The following is a 17,411-nucleotide window of genomic DNA, read 5'->3' on the forward strand; positions in this document are numbered from 1 at the left end:
GCACCCAGATGGGGAAGGTGAGGCGAGTCCGTTTTGACGCAGCTAGCAGGGTGAGTGCCTGTGTACAGATGGTTTTTGCCAACCCTCAGCGAAGTTTTGGCCCAGCGTGAACCCGAAGGCGTTGGGCTTCTCGAGTCGGTTGCTCCGGGAGCCGGGGCGGGTCCTGGTGGCCGCGATCGCCGGGATGGCCAGCGCCGCAAGGCCGAGCAGCAGTGGCGAAGCGCGATCGCCGCTCTCGAGCAGCTTTTGGCTCAGCAGATCACCCAGGCCGAGGACACAGCGGCCTCGGGGGTGGTGCTGTGCGGTCCGACGGCGGTGCTCCCGCCAGGGGCGATCGCTGGCAGGCTGCCCACCTACATCTTTTCGAGCGAGCCGCTCCATCTGTCTCGCTGGATGCGCCGTCAGCTGATGCCCAGCGAGGGCTGCTCCGCCGAGCACCTGCCCCAAACCCCGACCACGCTGCCGCTGCTGCCGGACGATCCGCTGCACGAGGAGCAGTTTTGCCTGGTCCACACTCCCAGCTTTAGTCTGGTCATGCTCCTGGGCGAAACGCCCCTGGGAGAGCCAGGATTTTTGTTTTCGTTTAATCCCGAAACCGTCCAGTGGGCCTGGAATACGCTGCGGGCGCGCGCCCTGATGGTCAACCCAGAGCATGGCGCTCACCTAGACGCCCTGGGCCACGCTTTGCCCTGGGCCGAGCCCCACTACCACGTGGTGACGCGCTTTAGTCGCGAGCTGCTGCACCATCAGCGCAACCAGGCTGAGGAGGCCCCCGAGGTCGTCACCGCCAGTACCGCGACGAGCGAAAACGGCAGCAAGCCGTCCCTGGAGCAGCTCACCGAAGACTGCGTGAGCCCCGATGTGGAGCTGTTGCAGGCGATCGCCCACGAAGTGCGCACGCCCCTCGCCACCATTCGCACCTTCACGCGATCGCTCCTGCGCCGCCGCGACCTCCCGCCCGAGGTCCTCAAGCGCCTAGAAACCATCGACCACGAGTGCACCGAGCAGATCGATCGCTTTAACTTGATCTTCCGAGCCGCCGAGCTAGAAGTCGCCGAAAACAAGCAGACGCCCCTGGGCCTCGCCCCAACGCCATTGGCCGACGTCTTCCAGCAGGGCATTCCCCGCTGGCAAAAGCAGGCCAGTCGTCGCAACCTCACCCTCGACGTCCTGCTGCCCAACCAGATGCCCACCGTCGTGAGCGACCCCACCATGCTGGACCAGGCCCTCACCGGCCTGATCGAGCGCTTTACGCGCAACCTGCCCGCCGGTAGCCACATCAACGTCCAGGTCCGGCTGGCTGGCAGCCAGCTGAAGCTCCAGCTCCAGTCCCAGGAGTGCAGCGACGCCGAGCTCGACTCCCTCGAGTCCCACTCCGCCAATCTGCGGTCCCTGGGCCAGCTCCTGATGTTCCAGCCCGAAACCGGCAGCCTCAGCCTCAACCTGGCCGTCACCAAGAACCTCTTCCATGCCCTCGGCGGCAAGCTGATCGTGCGGCAGCGGCCCCGACGGGGCGAAGTGCTGACCGTGTTCTTGCCCCTCGAGAAGCACAACCCGAGCGTCTACACCGTCTAGGGAGAACCCGGAGCGGGCCAGACTAAACGAGGGGCTCCGGGCTCAGGTCCACGTCGGTTCCCCCGTGGTAGATCGGCAGCAGCACATTGAAGGTGGTTCCTTCGCCGGGTCGGCTCTTGACCGAAATCGAGCCGCCGCAGCGCAGCAGAAGCTGCTGCACGATCGTCAGGCCTAGGCCCGCTCCGCCGGTGCCTTCCTCTGTGGCCTGCCGCCCCCGATAAAAGCGATCGAAGATCTTGTGAATCTCGCTCGGGGGAATGCCAATGCCGCTATCGCGAAACTCCAGCTGGACATACTCGCCCTGGAGCTTGGCCTGTACCCAGACCTGGCCGCCCCGGGGCGTGAACTTGATGCCGTTGTGGAGCAGGTTGATCACGATCTGCTTCATCCAGGTGGCCAGGCAGGACACAGGGGGCAGGTTGTCGGGCACGGTGTAGGCCAGCATGACGCCTTTTTCTTGGGCCAGGGGCTGGTAGGTGCTGACCACTCCCGGCACGACGTCGCTCAGGCACATGGGCTGGACGGTGGCGAGGGTCGCTGGCTGATCCAGGCGAATCAGGTCCAGTAGGCCGCTGATCAGGGAGCCCTGGTGATCGCATTCTTTGTTGAGCACCTGCATGTAGCGCTGGCGCTGGGAGGGCTTGAGGTTGGGAGAGTTGAGCAGGGTGAGGGCGGTTTTCATGTTGGTCAGGGGCGTGCGCAGCTCCTGACTGACGTTGTTGAGAAACTCGTCCTTGAGGCGGATGGTGTTGAGGAGTTCTTCGTTTTGGCGCTGGAGGGCCTCGATGGCGTCGGTCTGACGCCGGTAGGCGACGATGCGCCGCCACAGGTCTTCTTGGTGACGCACCTGTTTGGCGAAGAAGAGGTTGAGCAGGTTGGGATCGACGGCCGCAGGCACCGGGAAGACCTCATCCCAGTGGCTCAGGAGCGGCTCGGTGGCGATCGCCACGGGCGCAGACTGGCCGGTTTCGAGGGCGATCGCTGGGACCGCCGCAAAGGCCGCCTGACACCCCGCCAGGACCACTTTCACCAGGGCCGGGTCAAAGGAGCACAGGGCCAGCAGGGGCTGCTTACGCTGGCTCTGGGCGGCGTCGGCTTCATAGTCGCTAAAGTCGCCCAGGCCGCCCAGGGGATCAGCGATCGCCTGCATGGAGCGCGGACGATGGGCCAAGACGCAGCCGCAAAAGCGCTCTGCCAAGACGATCAAAAAGTACTCGCGGCGCAGGGCGCTCTCGGCGGCGACAGGGACCGCTAGGCGGGGGGAGTGGTCCGGGCGCGGCGTCAGGAGCGTTAGGTCTGGATTGGGGGCGATCGCCGGCACGCCGACGACTTCTTCGCTCTCTAGCTCCTTTTCCAGGTAGTAGACCGCGTGGGGCACATCCAGCAGATGGGTGTACTGCTCGATTTCGCTGTGCCAGGCATCCTTGCGCGGGAGCTTGACCAGCACCGTCGCCGGAATCTGGTGCTCGATCAGGGTGTCCATGACCGAGGCGACCATGGACTTGAGGGTAGAAGGGCTAATTTGCAGCGGCGGAGCGGCTTCTTCTAGGCTGAAGGCCAGCTCGTACAGAGATTGATCGGGGGTAGGGGGCAACTCCATAGCCATAACCTTGGTCGATTAACGAAAATACTCCGGCTTTGCAGGCCAGATCACTAGCCCGCCGCAGCTAGCGCTAGGAGCGATGACCACGGAGAGGGCGGTTTTGCCTGAGAAAAATGAGACCCGCGATCGCAGGCCACGGCAAAAACAGGCAGTTCTGCATGAACTACCCCACCCTAAGAGGCGTGGGGTTTCTGTCGCTTCTTCGCCCCAAGTTGCCGCATACTTCCGCACGCGGTAGAGCTTGGCGGCTCTGCGACTGAAGAGGCAAGTTCCTTACCCCTTGCCCAAGCCAAATTAACTTGGGCGGCATTAACATCTCGGTCCTCAACATGATTGCAGTGAGGATTAGAGCAGACATGCACCCGGTCAGACAAGGTCTTGGGGGTCAGTTCCCAGCACTTCGCGCAGCGCTGAGAGGGCTTTAGCTGCTGAGTGGGAGACTCGACGTAGAATCTCCCAGCCTCAGCCAGCTTGTAGTCCAAGAACTGACCAATCATGCCAAAACCCACGGACAAAATAGAGCGATTGAGCCCTGCTTTTTGGCAGGTCTTGGTTTTACCTTTGCGGGTCATGTTTTTGACGCTGAGCTTTTCACTGGCCACTAGCCTATTACCGCTCACGATGTGGCTGGTTGGTGAATCCAGTTCTCGCGCTGTCGGGCGACTTTGCGCTGTAGCTTCAAGATCTTTTGGCGCTTACGCTTCCATCGGCGAGAGGCTTTGATGCGCTTCGCTTTGTTGGGGGCGCTTGCGTCTGTGTTTCTTCGAGGCTTGCTTGATTTCGCTCCAACAGTCGCGCTATCCTTGCCTGCCCTTTAAGAGGGTTGGGGACTGTCGCGGCTTAGTTCAATTTGTACTCTATTTAGGCAAAACCGCTGCAAATCCGTTGAGCAAGGATGGGTTCTTTTTCACACCGTCGATCCGGTGAAGCGGCCAGCGATCGACTGCCAAAGCGGCTTTAGCCGCCGTTGTGATCCGCTAGAGCCGAACCCCCGCTGGTCACAACGGCAACCTGCCATAGCGCTCTACACGGAGGCCAGCTCGTCGGAGAGGCGACGCTCGAGGGCCGCGCGGGCCTGTTCGCGATCGTCAAAGTGGATTTTTTCGGTGCCCAAGATCTGGTAGTCCTCGTGGCCCTTGCCCGCGATCAGGACGCCATCGCCCGGCTGAGCCTGCAAAATGGCCACGCGAATCGCTTCAGCGCGATCGCCGATCACCGTGGGATTGGCCTCAGCGGGGATGCCCGCCACCACGTCTTGCAAAATCCGCTCTGGGTCTTCGGTGCGCGGATTGTCGGAGGTGACGTACACCACGTCCGCTAGCGCCGCCGCGATCTGGCCCATCAGGGGGCGCTTGGTGCGATCGCGATCGCCGCCGCAGCCAAACACGCAGATCATGCGGCCCGGAATGAAAGGCCGTGCCGCCCGCAGCATGTTCTCCAGGCTGTCGGGGGTGTGGGCATAGTCCACCACCACGCTGATGTCTTGGTCGGGCTGGATCTGCACCCGCTCCATGCGGCCCGGCACGCCCGAAAACCCCGGCAGCGCCTGGGCGATCGCCGCCAAATCGAGGCCCAGGTGCAGCGCCGCTCCCGCCGCCGCCAGCCAGTTCTCCACATTAAACTGGCCCACCAGCGGCAGATGGAAAGCCACCTCGCCCGCGGGCGTGTGCAGAATTCCCTTGACGCCGTCGAGCTCGTAGGCAATGTCGCTGGTCCACAGATCCGCGCTTGCGTCCTGGGTGCTGTAGGTCCACACCTGCTCCCGGGGCAGACGCTCCACCAGGCGACGACCGTAGGGATCGTCCTGATTGACGATCGCCCGTCCCCGCAGGTAGGTCGGACTAAACAGGCGCGCCTTCGCCTCGAAGTAGTCCTCCATATCTTTGTGGTAGTCCAGGTGGTCCTGGGTCAGGTTGGTAAACACCGCCACCTCAAAAGCGCAGGCCTGGACCCGGCCCTGGTCTAGGGCGTGGGAGCTCGTCTCCATCACCGCAAACTCACAGCCCGCCTGCTTCGCCAGACCCAGCTGCCGCTGCAAGTCCGCCGCAAAGGGGGTCGTGTGGGTGGCCGTCTGGACAAAGCCGGGCCAGCGGGCATAGAGGGTTCCCAGCAGGGCCGTGGGCCGCTCGGCCTGGGCTAGCAAAAATTCGATCAGGTGAGTGGTGGTGGTTTTGCCGTTGGTGCCGGTGACGCCGACCAGCTTGAGGGTCTGGCCGGGATAGCCGTAAAAGGCCGCCGCCAGCTGGGCGCAAGCATCTACGATGGAGTCCACCGAAATCACGCAGGCGTCGCCGATCTTGGCTGCGTGGCTCTGGGCGATCGCCGGTGAGACCAGGGCCGCCACGGCCCCCGCCGCCAGCGCCCCCGCCCAAAATTCTCCGCCATCCACGCGGGTTCCCGGCATGCCGATAAACAGGTCTCCCGGCTGGCAAGCCAAGGAATTGGTGCAGATTCCGGTGACATCAGCCTCTAGGGCGCTGTGCTCAGCGGGCAGGGAGAGACCCGGCAGCGCGGCTAATAGCGATCGCAACTTCATAGCAGTGGCTCCTCACCTAGGCTTTTTGATCTGCCAGTCTAGCCTCGCCCCTGCGCAAAACGCTAGCTGGCAGACTTGAGGCCTATTGTGCCGGAGGAGGGGTGAGCACTTTCTGTAGCATTTGCGCCAGCTGCGCCACCGTCGCCCGCGGTGACGGCCGGGGGATCGGCGTTTCGGCCCCGTCAGCCCAGTACAAAACGGGCACCTCGTACTGGTATTGCTGAAACCAGTCCTCGCGGGTGGTGATGTCTCGAATTTCTAGCTCCAGGGCGGGGGTCTCGACTTGCTCCAGCTTTTCCTGGAGTCCTTCGCACAGGTGACAGCCCGGTTTGCTATACAAAATCAGTCGCATGGTGGCTTCTCTTCTTCCCAGGGATGGCCTCAAAGGTGTCCTCAGAACAGGCGGCTAGGGCGTGGGGGCAGGGTAGGCCTCCGGCTCCAGCACCCACACCGAGTAGCCTTTTTTGGTTTTGGCAATGACCGTTTCGTCGCCGCGCCGCCCAAAGCGAGCCGTGATTTCCATGGCCTTGTCGACGGTGGGCACGACCTTGAAGAGGGCGTAGTACTTGCCGTCGACCCACAGAGCCGCCAGACGCTGCTGCAGGTCCGGGACGCGAATGTGGCAGGTGCGGTACTGGCTCTTGGAGTCGAGGATTTTGCAGGGGGTTGAGGTTTGGGTCGGCTGGGCAGGGGTCTCGGCTTGGGGGGCGATCGCCTCTGCGCCGTCTAGGTAGGCGTCCGGCTCCAGCACCCACAGCACATAGCCTTTGGCGGTTTTGGTGATCACGGTTTCGTCCCCCCGCCGCCCCAGTTTGGCCGCGACTTCAAGGGCCTTGGAGCCGTCGGCTACGGTCCGAAAAAAGCTGTAGTAGCGATCGTCTAAGCAGATAGCCGCCAGCCGACCCTCCAGGTCGGGGACACAGACGTGGCAGGGCTTGTATTGGCTCCGGTGTTCAAGCAGGCGATAGGAAGCAAGGTTAGGGCTCATGGCGGCAGATTCAGGGTGGGAAGTGAAGGGGAGGAGCACACTCTCAGGCACCGGCCCGGGTTCCCTGGTGCAGGATCAGGCGGTTTCCCTCGGGGTCATAAGCGTAGACTTCGCGCCCGTGGGAAGCGGCCACAATGGGCTGGGTCGGTGGATGGCCCAGCTGGGTGAGATGGGCGATCGCCCTTTCGAGGTCCATCACCTCCAGGCACAGGCTAAAAGCGCTCTGGGCCGGCTGGGCAAACTCGGCGCGGTGCTGAGCTCCTGGTTTAAAGATGCCCAGCCGCAGGCCCGGAAGGTGAAACTCGGCGTAAACATTCTCCAGGCAGGGCCGGGGCGGCTGATCCAGGAGCGCTTGGTAAAAGGCGATCGCCCTCGGCCAGTCCTGAGCCGCGATCGCCACGAAAGCTTCGCTACAGCCCAGACTCATCCGGCGTCAGAGGGCGCAAATTCGGCCTGGAGCTGCTGCTCTAGCATCGTCAGCAGCTGCTCGACCGACTGATCAAGCTCCTCAAAACACTGGGGCGGCGGCGTTTGCGGCTTGAACTGCACCAGCTTGAGGGCGTAGGTCGGTGCCCCGCCAATCCCCAAAAACATCACTTCCTCAGCCGGATTGTGGCCATCCACAAAGCCCAAGATTTCCTGAATTTGGTTGTCGACCTTGCGGTTGAGGTCTTCTAGAGCCGCTTTGGGACAAAACATAAAGTGCGCGGGGGGCTGCAGATCGATTCCCAGGGTCCCCTGGGAATCAGCGTCCCGCGTCTGAGCCAAACCCCACGCTAGCGCTGCCAGCTCTGTTTCGTAGCGACGCACAAAGGCGTCAAGCTGGCTTTGCCAACCGTCGCTATCGCGGTTGGAGGTCATGAGGTTAAACATTGCCTAGCATCTCCCGAGAACCCAAATACATACCCCACCACAGAGAGGCCGCTGCCCTAGCCAGAGGCAACCCATCAGGGGCGATCGCCAGCTAGAAACGCAGTCACTCTTTGGTTAGTTTAGCGGAGCACTCGGACGCTTTTGGCATCCCCTAGGGGTCGCGGCGGGAAGAAGCGTAGGGGGCAGAGCGGGTCTGGGCGGCCTTGGGTGGCAAGGGACCCGGGCGCTGGCCTGAAGGGTGTCGCCGACGCCCAGGCCGCTGGCGGCGGGCCAGAGGAGCGCTCAGCCAGCTCCAGGCCACCTGCCCGCGATGGCGCGCCGTGGGCAGCCGCAGCAGGTAGGCCCACTGCCGCACCACCGCCGCCAATCGGCCGGTCAGGGTCAGCCCAAAGCTATGGACCACGGCGCTTTGGTAGCCGACGGTCATCATGTCTCCCAGGGGCCGGAAGCGAAAGGCCCGCAGCGATCGCCCCTGGATTTGCGATCGCAGGTTGTGGGCCGCCACCGGGGCTTGCTGGTAGGCAGCCTGGGCCGTGTCGGGCACCCGCTCTCGAGGCGACACGCCAATGTCAGCCACATCCCCCAGGGCAAAGACCTCGGGATAGTCGAGGAGCTGGAGCGTCGGGCGCGTGCGCACCTGGCCCTGGTCGTTTTTCGCGCAGGGCAGGGCCTGCACCCAGTCGTGGCTGGCCTTGCCGCCGGTCCACACCACCAGGTCCACCGGAATGTCGTGGGTTTGGCCGTGGCGCTCAACGATCACCGCATCGGGCCGCACTTCGCAAATGCTAGTTTGCAGGCTCACCCGCACCCGGCGCTGGGCCAGGGCCAGGGCCGCCGCCCGCTGGAGAGCCCCCGGAAAGTCTTTGAGCAGGCGATCGCCCCGATCAAACAGCAAAATCTGGCCGCGATCGCCCAGACGATCGGCCAGCTTGCCCGCCAGCTCGACGCCGCTCGGCCCGGCCCCGGCGATCGCCACCCGCACAGGCGATCGCCCCGCCGCCTCCAGCTCCAGCAGCCGCTGATGCAGGCGATCGCACTCCTCCAGGCGCCGAAATCCGTAGGCGTACTCTGCCGCTCCCGGCACCCCCGCGCTAGCCGTCCCCTGGCCCACCGCCAGCACCAGCTGGTCATAGGTGATGCCCCGGCCATCCTCCAGCCACACCTGCCGGTAGGGCAAATCCACCCCCTGCACCCGTCCCTGCCAGAAGGTCACGGGAGTCTCGCCGAGAAGGGCCTGAAACGACGGCGCAATCTGCCAGGGCTCTAGCTCCCCCGTGAGCAGCTCATAGAGCAGCGGCGAAAACAGAAACTGCGTCCCTGGCTCCACCAGCACAATCTGGGGACGGGGGCCGGGCCAGCGCTGCTGCGCCAAGGCGAGGGCCGTATACAGACCGCCAAAACCCGCACCCAAAATGCAAATCGTGTGAGGAGCTTGAGTCATGGTAGGTGGAGGATAAAAGGGCAGCGATCGCGGGGAGCAGGCCAATCAGCTGTCAGCCGAGACCGTCAGCCATTGTCCCGCTCGCAATTGTCTAACATTAACTATTGTGAAGATCTTCGAGGCGGTTGATCCAGTCCAAAGGACAGACTTTGGTCTCCGGAGGCGCGCCAAAACCGCGATCGCCCTTTCCCCCATGGGTCCCATCCATACTTCGGCCTTGGTCTTCGAGGCACTGCCTTGGTTCTCGCAACTGCGATCGCTCAGCTCGTTTCCCGAACCGAAGACTCGACGCCCCTCAAATGCAAAAGCCATAGTAGGAAAAGATCATGCCAGAGAGCACCCTGCGAAACCTTATCACCCTCCTCGGTCGGCTACTGCTGTCGGCCATCTTCTTGCGATCCGCCATTGGCAAGATGTCTGACCCCGGCGGCACCATCGAAGCCATGGCCAGCGTTGGGATTCCTTTACCCAATTTGCTGCTGATTCCCACCATTCTTCTGCTGATTGGCGGCGGTTTATCGGTGTTGCTTGGTTACAAGGCCCAGTGGGGCGCGATCGCCCTCATCTTGTTTTTGATTCCCGCCACCCTGCTCTTTCACACCGATTTTTCCCAAGCTGGCCAAGACATCCAGTTCATGAAAAACCTGGCCATCCTGGGCGGCCTGCTCATCATGACCCAGTATGGCTCCGGTCCCCTCAGCCTCGATACCAGCCTCAAAAAGGCCCAGGCTGAGCATCCCTAGCCGCTCTCTCAGTCCCCTCCCGCGAGGCACCGCCATGCGCAACAACAACTCATCTATCCAGGGTGAACTCAAAAGCCACGCCCAGATCCTGCTGACGCTGGTCGCGATCGCCTGGGCGCTGGAGATTGCCGATATCGTAGTCTTCCGGCGAGCCCTCGACGCCTACGGGATTCGCCCCCGCACCTTGGTCGGACTGCGCGGCATTTTGTTTGCGCCCTTTCTCCATGGCGGTCTGCCTCACCTGATCAGCAACACCGTTCCTTTCCTGGTGCTGGGCTGGTTCGTGATGCTCCGGGAAACCAGCGACTTCTTTATCGTGTCTGTCGTCGCCGCCCTGATCAGCGGCCTCGGCACCTGGCTGATCGGCGCTCCCTTTTCGATACACATCGGCGCTAGCGGCGTCGTTTTTGGCTATTTGGGCTATCTGCTGGGCCGAGGCTACTTCGAGCGCAGCTTTACGGCCATTTTCTTATCGGTTATTACAGGCTTCCTGTACGGCGGGATTTTGTGGGGCGTGCTGCCTACCCGCGTCGGCATCTCCTGGGAAGGCCACCTCTTCGGCTTTCTGGGCGGCGTTGTCGCCGCCAAGCTCCTCTCCCAGCCAAAGTCCAGTTCTTAAAAATCTTGGGCGTTTCTCGCTGATTTTTGGCTTCGGGTTGTAGAGCTGCGATCGCCAGAACCTTCCCGAGCTTTCCCCTAGCCAGCGCTTGCCTGCCAAGCTCGCTGGCTTTTTCGCTAGGGCCGCTTTTTCCGCTCCAAGTTTCACCAAAAATTGACTAGCAGTTTATCTGGCCTTTGCGGTCTTTCTAGAAAAATAGAGAGGCCGACTGAAACGTGCGCCCCTAGGTCACAGGCAGTGGTTTCTTCGGAGAGGCTTCTCAACTTTTCTTAAGGATTCCGTATTCTCCCCCTATATTCAGCCTCTGAAGTTAGGCATCTTACAGTAAGAAGTTTTGCAAAGAGCCTTGATTTTCGCTTCAATCTCTCTCTTAATTTTCGCTCTTGCAAGCCCTAGATTTAAGAAATTCAAATTCGCCCTCTTGAAGAATACAGCGTAGTCCTCCGAGACCGCCCCCCGCTACCGCCCCGCTTGTGTCTACCGATCGCCCCACCGAGACTCAAATTATGAATACGCTAGTTAAAAAGTTTTGGTTTAAAGCAGCGACTTGGATGGTTGCAGAGATCGTCCTAAACTGCATGGGTCTTGATAATTTGGCAGACTATAGCGAATACCTTTTTGATTGCAACGTCTCGCTTTCAGGCCGTCATACCTCCATCGGTGTTGTCGTTATGATGCCCTCTTTCGGCCTGTAAGACTTCACCTAGGTCTCATAAAAAGGCGATCGCACTTCATCTCAAACTTTATATCCAAGCTTTAGTTTAATTCCATTGAACCTCGACCCTCAATCCTGCCAAATTGGCAGGATTTTTTTTGCTTTTCTTTCGGCAAGTCACTGTATTTTGGTGACAAGGCTCACACTTGCTCAGGCATCTTTTGACAAAGGCCAATTTTTAGCTGAAAAACTCCCAGGGAGTCACCCGATCTGGTCATCTAGGAGGCAGTTTGACGGAAATTGATCGGCATTGCCTGAAGGATCTTGAGTATCAAGCAATCGTGGTAAATCGCGTTAAATCCAATGAGACAGTCTCTTTTATATGGTCTGCTGGGGCTGAGCATGGGCTTAGGTTTTGCCAGTGCTCTGCATGCCCAGTCCGCTAGCCCCGAGCCTTCTCGCGCCCAGCCTCCTTATAATTGCCGCACGCGAGAGGTCTGGAGCCCAGAAAAGCGGGCCTGGTGCGATCGCGCCCAGGCACTGCAAAATGCCACCTACGTACTGCCCGAGGTCGGTCCTGTGCAGCTCACTGCGGGGCAGCACGTCACGCCTGCGGGCTGGGTGACGAGCCTTGGTGATGCGATCGCCTTTGGCGATGTAGACGGCGATCGCGCGGAAGAAGCCGTGGTCGTGCTCAAGCAGACCCGCAGCGGCGTCGCCCAGGACTACCTGGCCCTGATGCGCTGGGCTGACGGCACCTGGCAAAACATTGATATCCAGGCCATCGATCCGGCCAGCCAGGTCCGCACTGTGGCGATCGCCGATCGCCAGGTCCAGATCACCCTCAACCAGCCCAAGCAGGCAACGCAGTTTTTTGCGGTCACCGAAGACAAACTCGTCGCCCAAAATGCGGCGGTGGACCCCATCGACGCGCCGTTTTCCCGCGAGCGGATCGACTACGCGGCCGTCGACCTCGACGAGCTAGCAGAGCGCGCCACTCTGACCGGCAGCGACCCGCGAGCGATCGCCCTAGCAGCGCTGGGGATGCCCATCGAGGAGGCAGAGGGGCGCTTTGAGCAAATCGCCCGTTTCCGGGCCGAGAGCAGCGGGCGCTTTGTGGTCTATCTGACCCAGCTTTACCTGCTCGACGACTCGGTGCGCCACGCCCGCTATCGGATCGAGTTCGAGCCGGTGGACACGGCCCGCGAGTCTCGCTGGCGCTTGACCTGGGCCGGTCGCCAGCAGATCTGCCAGCCCGGACGCGGCTCCCAAACCTGGACCGTCGATTTTTGCCAATAGATTTTTGCCAATAGAAGTCGATGGGCGATCGCCCTTGATCACAACAGTCCCTCCCAGCGGCGATCGCCTGATTAATGTCAGATTTCTCTGACCATTGCTTTGCTTCGAAATTCTCAATTGGCGCAATCTTGCTTGCTTCGCCGTCTGTCATTTTCTGAGGATTACAGACTAGAAATAGGAAATTCCTATCTATTTTTTTATTTGAAATCGCCCAAATGGGTCATGCAATTTTTAGGATTTACTTTATTTCTTTATTTGAACTCTTTGAATTCCCGGACTGCCTTGAAGTTTGGCCAAGACTTTCTCGTGCTGAAATAACGGTACTGAGGGCGCGATCGCCCTTTAGCAGGCGATCGCCAAGTATTTTTTAACGATTTTATTGTTTTTTGTTAACTCGTATTCCTCCACACCTTTTGCGTTTTAATTCTTAATTTTTATCCGTTTCTCTTTAATTTTTCGCTTTCAGCTCAGAAAATAAGAACTAAGTGCTCAGATTGTGACTTAGATTCCGAATTTTTACGGAAAACCTGATCGCTTTCCTGAATCCATCCCTAAGTTATCCCAACACCGCTTAGGTCCGAGATTCAGTCCCCCCACGTGAATGGAGAAATAGATTTCCATGGAAAACCTCGCTTTGATGCACGCTGCAATCGGCCACGAGTATCCCCTCACCGATGAGCAGCTTAAGGCCCTCGAATCCCTTCAGATCAGCATTCCCAGCTCTGCCTGGCTGGGCGTTGCCGGCCTCGCCGTCAGCCTATCCATCCTGGGCAGCGGGTCCGAGGCCCAAGCCGCCGTTCGTCGGGGCGACGCTTGCAGCGCCGTCAGCTCCGTCCAGTCCGCCCTAGCCAGCGCTGGCTACAGCCCTGGCGCCGTTGATGGCGTCTTTGGCGGCGGCACCGAGTACGCCGTGATCCGCTTCCAGCAGCGCAAAGGCCTCAGCGTCGATGGCGTCGTCGGTCCGGCGACCGCTGGTGCTCTCGGCTTGAGCCCCTCCATTGCCTGCAGTGGCAGCGGCAGCGGCACCGGCGGCGGCGGCGCAGTCACCGTCAGCACCAACGGCGGCGCGCTGAGTATCCGCTCGGGTCCGGGCACCGGCTACGGCACCATCGGCTATCTCAGCAATGGCTCCCGCGTCGGCATCACCGGACGCGTCTCCAACGGCTGGTACGAGCTCTCGAGCGGCGGCTGGATCGCAGGCTGGTGGACCTCCAGCGGCGGCGGTAGCGGTACCGGCGGCGGCAGCGGCACCGGTGGCGGCAGCCCCAGCGGCATCACCGTCAGCACCAACGGCAGCGCCCTCACCATTCGCTCTGGCCCGGGCACCGGCTACGCCGCTATCGGCGCTCTGAGCAATGGCTCCCGCGTCGGGATCACGAGCCGCACCTCCAATGGCTGGTACGAGCTGAGCCAGGGCGGCTGGGTTTCCGGCGCCTGGGTGTACTAGTGGCGGGCCATAAAAAAGGAATCAAGAACGGTCATTCCTGATTCCTCACGAGAGAGAAAATATTCTGTGAAATTTGCAGAATGATATCTGCCGAAGATGGATTTGTGTTGGCGCACAAATCCATCTTTTTTTAGCGCCTTCGGCCAGCCTTGACTACGGTGAATGCCGCACGCCGAATTCCGTTTTGCTACTGTCCCTGGGATCTTGGCTGCGGCCTAGGTCCCTAGCGTGGGCAGACCGCTGCGCCCAGCGAGGCGTTTAGCGGGGCTGGGGCTCCGCTGCCCCCGCAGGCAGTAGCGCTGGGAGCGGGCAGAGCCTGATTAAAGACGCTCAATACGTCTGTTTTCGACATGCCCGGCAGGACGTCCGGACGATACAGCATTTGGATCAGTTGGCGATCGAGGGCCGAAAACTGGGTGGTGTCGGTCCAGTTTTGGTAGAAGATGCTGTCGCTGTAGCGGAAGGAGTCGCGCAGCAGCCCCAAGGACTGGGTCAGCTCTTCGCGGATCAGGTGCGATCGCTCTTGCTGATTGATGTCGACGGTGGAAATCAGGATGCGGGCGCGATCGATGGTGTCGTTGTTCCACCAGGTCCAGGCGTAGCCGTAGTTGAGGGGGCGGTAGTTTGGTTCGTAGCGGCTAAACTCCGCTTCCGGTACAAAGTAAATGTCGACGTTGGGGCTGGCGTCATCCAGGCGCATCTGGGTCGTGCCCAGGAGAGTGTTGATCTCGCCCATCACGCTGCTGAGGGTGCGCAGATCTTCTTGGGTGGGGGAGCCGTGCACCTTGATGCGCATGGGCTCTCGCCACTTGCGGACGATGCCGCTGGCGTCGCCATACTCGGAGCCGAGGGCGATCTCGGTGAAGTAGCGAACGGCGTCTGAGCTGTAGGGCTGGGCCGCAGGCGGGAGCGTGACGGCGGCGATCGCCTGGGTCGAGGGAGCAGCCACCGGAGCAGCCACCGGAGCAGCCACCGTTGAAGCAGGCGGGGTCACGGCGGGACCGCGCGACACCGAGGCGATCGCCCGATTCGCCGTCCCCGGCCCAAAGGTCACAAAGTCACCGCGAATCCAGCCCTGATAGCGCTTCTGGGCGGACTTTACCAAGTACCAGGTGTAGCCGTCCCGCCCGCGCGTCTGGTCGAGGACCTCGACGCGATCGCCCACTCGCCCGACCCGCGGCGCGGCGGCCTGGGTGGTCGGCGCTGAGCGCACATTGATTTCGGAGTTGGCGTAGCGAGCGGTGAGGGCCGCCGGACGCGCCCACCCCGGGAGGGCACTGCCTGCGATCGCCGCGATCGCTGCCACGCTGGCCAACCGAAGAACCGCTTTTGTAACCGGAAACTGCATAGGCATTTTTCTTGGCGCTCCTAAAACCGTGAGGGGGCAAAAACCATCGCGGAGTGCTCAGCTCAGCAATGTCTTACGCTAGCAACATCGACAAAACCGACTCGTTCTACCAGAAATTAGGTCAGGACAGGCTGTAGTTTTTTATAACTGCCTGCGCCCTCATTCTTTAAACAAAAAATATTTTAGATTTCAATTAACTGAATAGTACATCTGAATTATCAAGCCAATGACCTGGCTGGCAAAATGGTCTCGCCCCAAACCCATCAACAAACCTTTAAAAAACCTCATTCATCCAGCATTCCCATCAGCTAACCCCTGGGAGCATCACATCGGCAGAGAGCAGCCCCCGTCCCGACGCCAGCAAAAGCGGCAGCTTTGCGGTGTGTGAGAGCGAAGCAAAGCTGCCGGGGATTATGCAAATTTTTCAGAGAGGTCTCTCCTAGGGGTTTTGCTTGACATACTGCAAGATTCCACGGGCGATCGCTGCTGCCATCTGCTTCCGAGAGTTGGCATCCGAGAGACGTACACTGTCCTCTTTGCCTGTCACAAACCCGACCTCCACCAGCACTGCTGGCATGGACGTGTTTTTGATCACGTAGAAGTTGGCGGTGCGCACGCCGCGATCGCGAGCGTTGGTGCTCTGGAGCAAGCTGCTGTGGATGGACTCCGCCAGCTTCTTACCGGAGTCGTAGTAGTAGGTCTCGATGCCATTCACATCGGGGCGGCTCATGCTCAGCGAGTTGGAGTGAATGCTCACAAAGACATCTGCCCGCGCCCGCTCTGCCGCAGAGACCCGAGGCGCTAGGTCAATTTCCCGATCGTCGCGCCGCGTCATCACCACCTGCACGCCCTGCTGCTCCAGCAGTCGCGCCACCTCCTGAGAAATCGACAGGTTGATTTCCTTTTCCATCAGGCCACCGATGCCCACCGCGCCGGGGTCACCGCCGCCATGACCTGCATCAATCACTGCCACGATGCGGCCATTGGGCACTGAGGGTAAATTCGGTGTGGGGCTCGGGCTAGAAGGCGCTTGAGCCGTGTTGGTGGGAGTCGTAGCCGCCACGGACACGACCGAGGCTTGGAGACTTTGGCGAGCCAGGGACTGCTTGAAGGATTCTGCCTCAGGCTGAGTCCGGAACAGGCCCGTTTGCATATAAACCTGGCCGTTGATCACCGTCCGGAAGGCACCCGGAACCAGGGTTTTGATCCGTCGCTGCTGGGCCGTAGAGCTAGCGGGCACGATGACGCGGTAGTTGAAGCCAAGAGACGATGCGCGATCGGTGGGCGAGGGAGGCGTGCCTTGATACACCGGGGGTGGCGTGGTGGGTCGGGTCACCGGAGCGGGCGTCGTGATGGGAGGCCGACCAGTGCTGGGGCTGTCGGGCTCAACGGTCGGTACAGTGTAGCCGCCTGTGCCAGAGGAAGAGGACGAGCCAGGCCGCGTGGTCACTACGCTCGGGGGAGTCGGCAAGGGGCGTCCAGAAGTGCTACCTGAGCCGGTGGAGGAACCAACTGGCACCACGATCGCGGGGGGCTGCTGCACAGGCTGGCTCGGCGTCACGGGCCGGGTGACTGGGGCCGGAGCTGGCTGAGCTTGGGAGCCACCCGCAGCAGCGATCAGGGTGGGCAGGTCTTGATTGTTGGTGAGGTAAATGTGGCCGAGGGCACGACCGTTGTAGGTGCGCTTGGTGAGGCGCCAGCCCGGGTTGAGCTCGATCTTGGTAAAGCCGTTGGCGATCGGCTGGGTGCGGCCAATCTCGATGGGAGGTGTGCTGCGATCGCGGTTGGACACCGCCATCAGCTTGAGGTCATTGGCCTGCTTCACCAGGCGCAGGCTGTACTGCACACCGAGATCTTGGTCGGCGACTCGGATCGAGTAGCCGTTGCTGTCGGTGCTGCGACCGCAGATACCGGTGAAGTCAAATTTGAGCAAAAGCGGATCTACCACCGTAGGAGCGCTGCCGCTCTCGCTCCAGCAGGCTCGACTGCGGCTGATTTGCTCTAGGATGAGCAGCTGGTGAGAAGTGGCACCAGCGGGAGCAGCGATCGCGATGAACTTGTTTTGGTCCACCTCTTGCTGACCAAACTGAGCGGCAGCAGCAGGAGGCACGGGAGCAAGGGTATTCACTGCGGCGGAGGTAGCGGTGGCGGCAATGAGAGCTAGGCGACGAATGACGGATTTCATCTTCGGTTTTGCAAAAGCTTGGTGGTAGATGGTGTCGAAGAGGAGGGATGAATAGTTCCGACTCCCAGTGACCTCTTTAACTGTATTGAAGCAGCCCTA

At 61.0% G+C, this 17,411-nt stretch carries 16 protein-coding genes; 6 read left to right on the forward strand and 10 right to left on the reverse strand.

Going from position 1 to position 17,411, the window contains the following annotated elements; all coding sequences use genetic code 11:
• The first annotated feature begins 60 nt into the window (after positions 1–60).
• Positions 61–1,575, forward strand: coding sequence for a sensor histidine kinase KdpD (locus GEI7407_RS16475; RefSeq protein WP_041268503.1), 1,515 nt, complete (start codon positions 61–63; stop codon positions 1,573–1,575).
• A gap of 22 nt (positions 1,576–1,597) precedes the next feature.
• Here the strand turns inward: GEI7407_RS16475 and GEI7407_RS16480 are convergent, their stop codons facing one another.
• From GEI7407_RS16480 to GEI7407_RS16520, 8 genes are all read right to left on the reverse strand, one after another.
• The gene (locus GEI7407_RS16480; protein WP_015173339.1) at positions 1,598–3,175 is read right to left on the reverse strand and encodes a DICT sensory domain-containing protein; all 1,578 of its coding nucleotides are present in this window, start codon (positions 3,173–3,175) and stop codon (positions 1,598–1,600) included.
• Between the two features lie 176 nt (positions 3,176–3,351).
• Positions 3,352–3,750, reverse strand: coding sequence for a zinc ribbon domain-containing protein (locus GEI7407_RS21940; protein WP_051030797.1), 399 nt, complete (start codon positions 3,748–3,750; stop codon positions 3,352–3,354).
• Between the two features lie 452 nt (positions 3,751–4,202).
• Positions 4,203–5,714 (reverse strand): UDP-N-acetylmuramoyl-L-alanyl-D-glutamate--2,6-diaminopimelate ligase, encoded by a 1,512-nt coding sequence (locus tag GEI7407_RS16490; protein ID WP_015173340.1) that lies wholly within the window; start codon positions 5,712–5,714, stop codon positions 4,203–4,205.
• Positions 5,715–5,796: 82 nt separating this feature from the next.
• Positions 5,797–6,066 (reverse strand): glutaredoxin family protein, encoded by a 270-nt coding sequence (locus GEI7407_RS16495; protein WP_015173341.1) that lies wholly within the window; start codon positions 6,064–6,066, stop codon positions 5,797–5,799.
• A 54-nt stretch (positions 6,067–6,120) separates the two neighbouring features.
• Positions 6,121–6,702 (reverse strand): hypothetical protein, encoded by a 582-nt coding sequence (locus GEI7407_RS21725; RefSeq protein WP_015173342.1) that lies wholly within the window; start codon positions 6,700–6,702, stop codon positions 6,121–6,123.
• Between the two features lie 43 nt (positions 6,703–6,745).
• Positions 6,746–7,129, reverse strand: a complete 384-nt coding sequence (locus GEI7407_RS16510; RefSeq protein WP_015173343.1) for a VOC family protein — start codon at positions 7,127–7,129, stop codon at positions 6,746–6,748.
• Positions 7,126–7,575 (reverse strand): hypothetical protein, encoded by a 450-nt coding sequence (locus tag GEI7407_RS16515; RefSeq protein ID WP_015173344.1) that lies wholly within the window; start codon positions 7,573–7,575, stop codon positions 7,126–7,128. Before GEI7407_RS16515 ends, GEI7407_RS16510 begins: the two co-directional genes overlap by 4 nt.
• 151 nt (positions 7,576–7,726) lie before the next feature.
• The gene (locus tag GEI7407_RS16520; RefSeq protein WP_015173345.1) at positions 7,727–9,016 is read right to left on the reverse strand and encodes an NAD(P)/FAD-dependent oxidoreductase; all 1,290 of its coding nucleotides are present in this window, start codon (positions 9,014–9,016) and stop codon (positions 7,727–7,729) included.
• Between the two features lie 326 nt (positions 9,017–9,342).
• Between GEI7407_RS16520 and GEI7407_RS16530 the strand changes: the two genes are divergently transcribed.
• The 5 genes from GEI7407_RS16530 (at position 9,343) to GEI7407_RS19735 (ending at position 13,779) form a co-directional block, all read left to right on the forward strand.
• Positions 9,343–9,759, forward strand: coding sequence for a DoxX family protein (locus tag GEI7407_RS16530; protein WP_015173346.1), 417 nt, complete (start codon positions 9,343–9,345; stop codon positions 9,757–9,759).
• A gap of 34 nt (positions 9,760–9,793) precedes the next feature.
• A complete protein-coding gene (locus GEI7407_RS16535) occupies positions 9,794–10,378 on the forward strand; it encodes a rhomboid family intramembrane serine protease (RefSeq protein WP_015173347.1) in 585 nt (194 codons plus the stop codon).
• A gap of 506 nt (positions 10,379–10,884) precedes the next feature.
• The gene (locus GEI7407_RS16540) at positions 10,885–11,073 is read left to right on the forward strand and encodes a hypothetical protein (protein ID WP_015173348.1); all 189 of its coding nucleotides are present in this window, start codon (positions 10,885–10,887) and stop codon (positions 11,071–11,073) included.
• Between the two features lie 323 nt (positions 11,074–11,396).
• The gene (locus GEI7407_RS19730) at positions 11,397–12,332 is read left to right on the forward strand and encodes a hypothetical protein (protein ID WP_015173349.1); all 936 of its coding nucleotides are present in this window, start codon (positions 11,397–11,399) and stop codon (positions 12,330–12,332) included.
• A gap of 619 nt (positions 12,333–12,951) precedes the next feature.
• Positions 12,952–13,779 carry a peptidoglycan-binding protein gene (locus GEI7407_RS19735; protein WP_015173350.1) on the forward strand — a complete coding sequence of 276 codons (828 nt, stop codon included), beginning with the start codon at positions 12,952–12,954 and terminating at the stop codon, positions 13,777–13,779.
• A 223-nt stretch (positions 13,780–14,002) separates the two neighbouring features.
• On the opposite strand, the gene GEI7407_RS19740 is transcribed toward GEI7407_RS19735, so the two are convergent.
• A complete protein-coding gene (locus GEI7407_RS19740) occupies positions 14,003–15,127 on the reverse strand; it encodes a DUF2927 domain-containing protein (RefSeq protein WP_051030799.1) in 1,125 nt (374 codons plus the stop codon).
• Between the two features lie 439 nt (positions 15,128–15,566).
• A complete protein-coding gene (locus tag GEI7407_RS21730; RefSeq protein WP_015173352.1) occupies positions 15,567–17,312 on the reverse strand; it encodes a DUF3747 domain-containing protein in 1,746 nt (581 codons plus the stop codon).
• Between the last annotated feature and the right edge of the window lie 99 nt (positions 17,313–17,411).

The organism is Geitlerinema sp. PCC 7407, assembly GCF_000317045.1.
GTDB lineage: Bacteria > Cyanobacteriota > Cyanobacteriia > PCC-7407 > PCC-7407 > PCC-7407.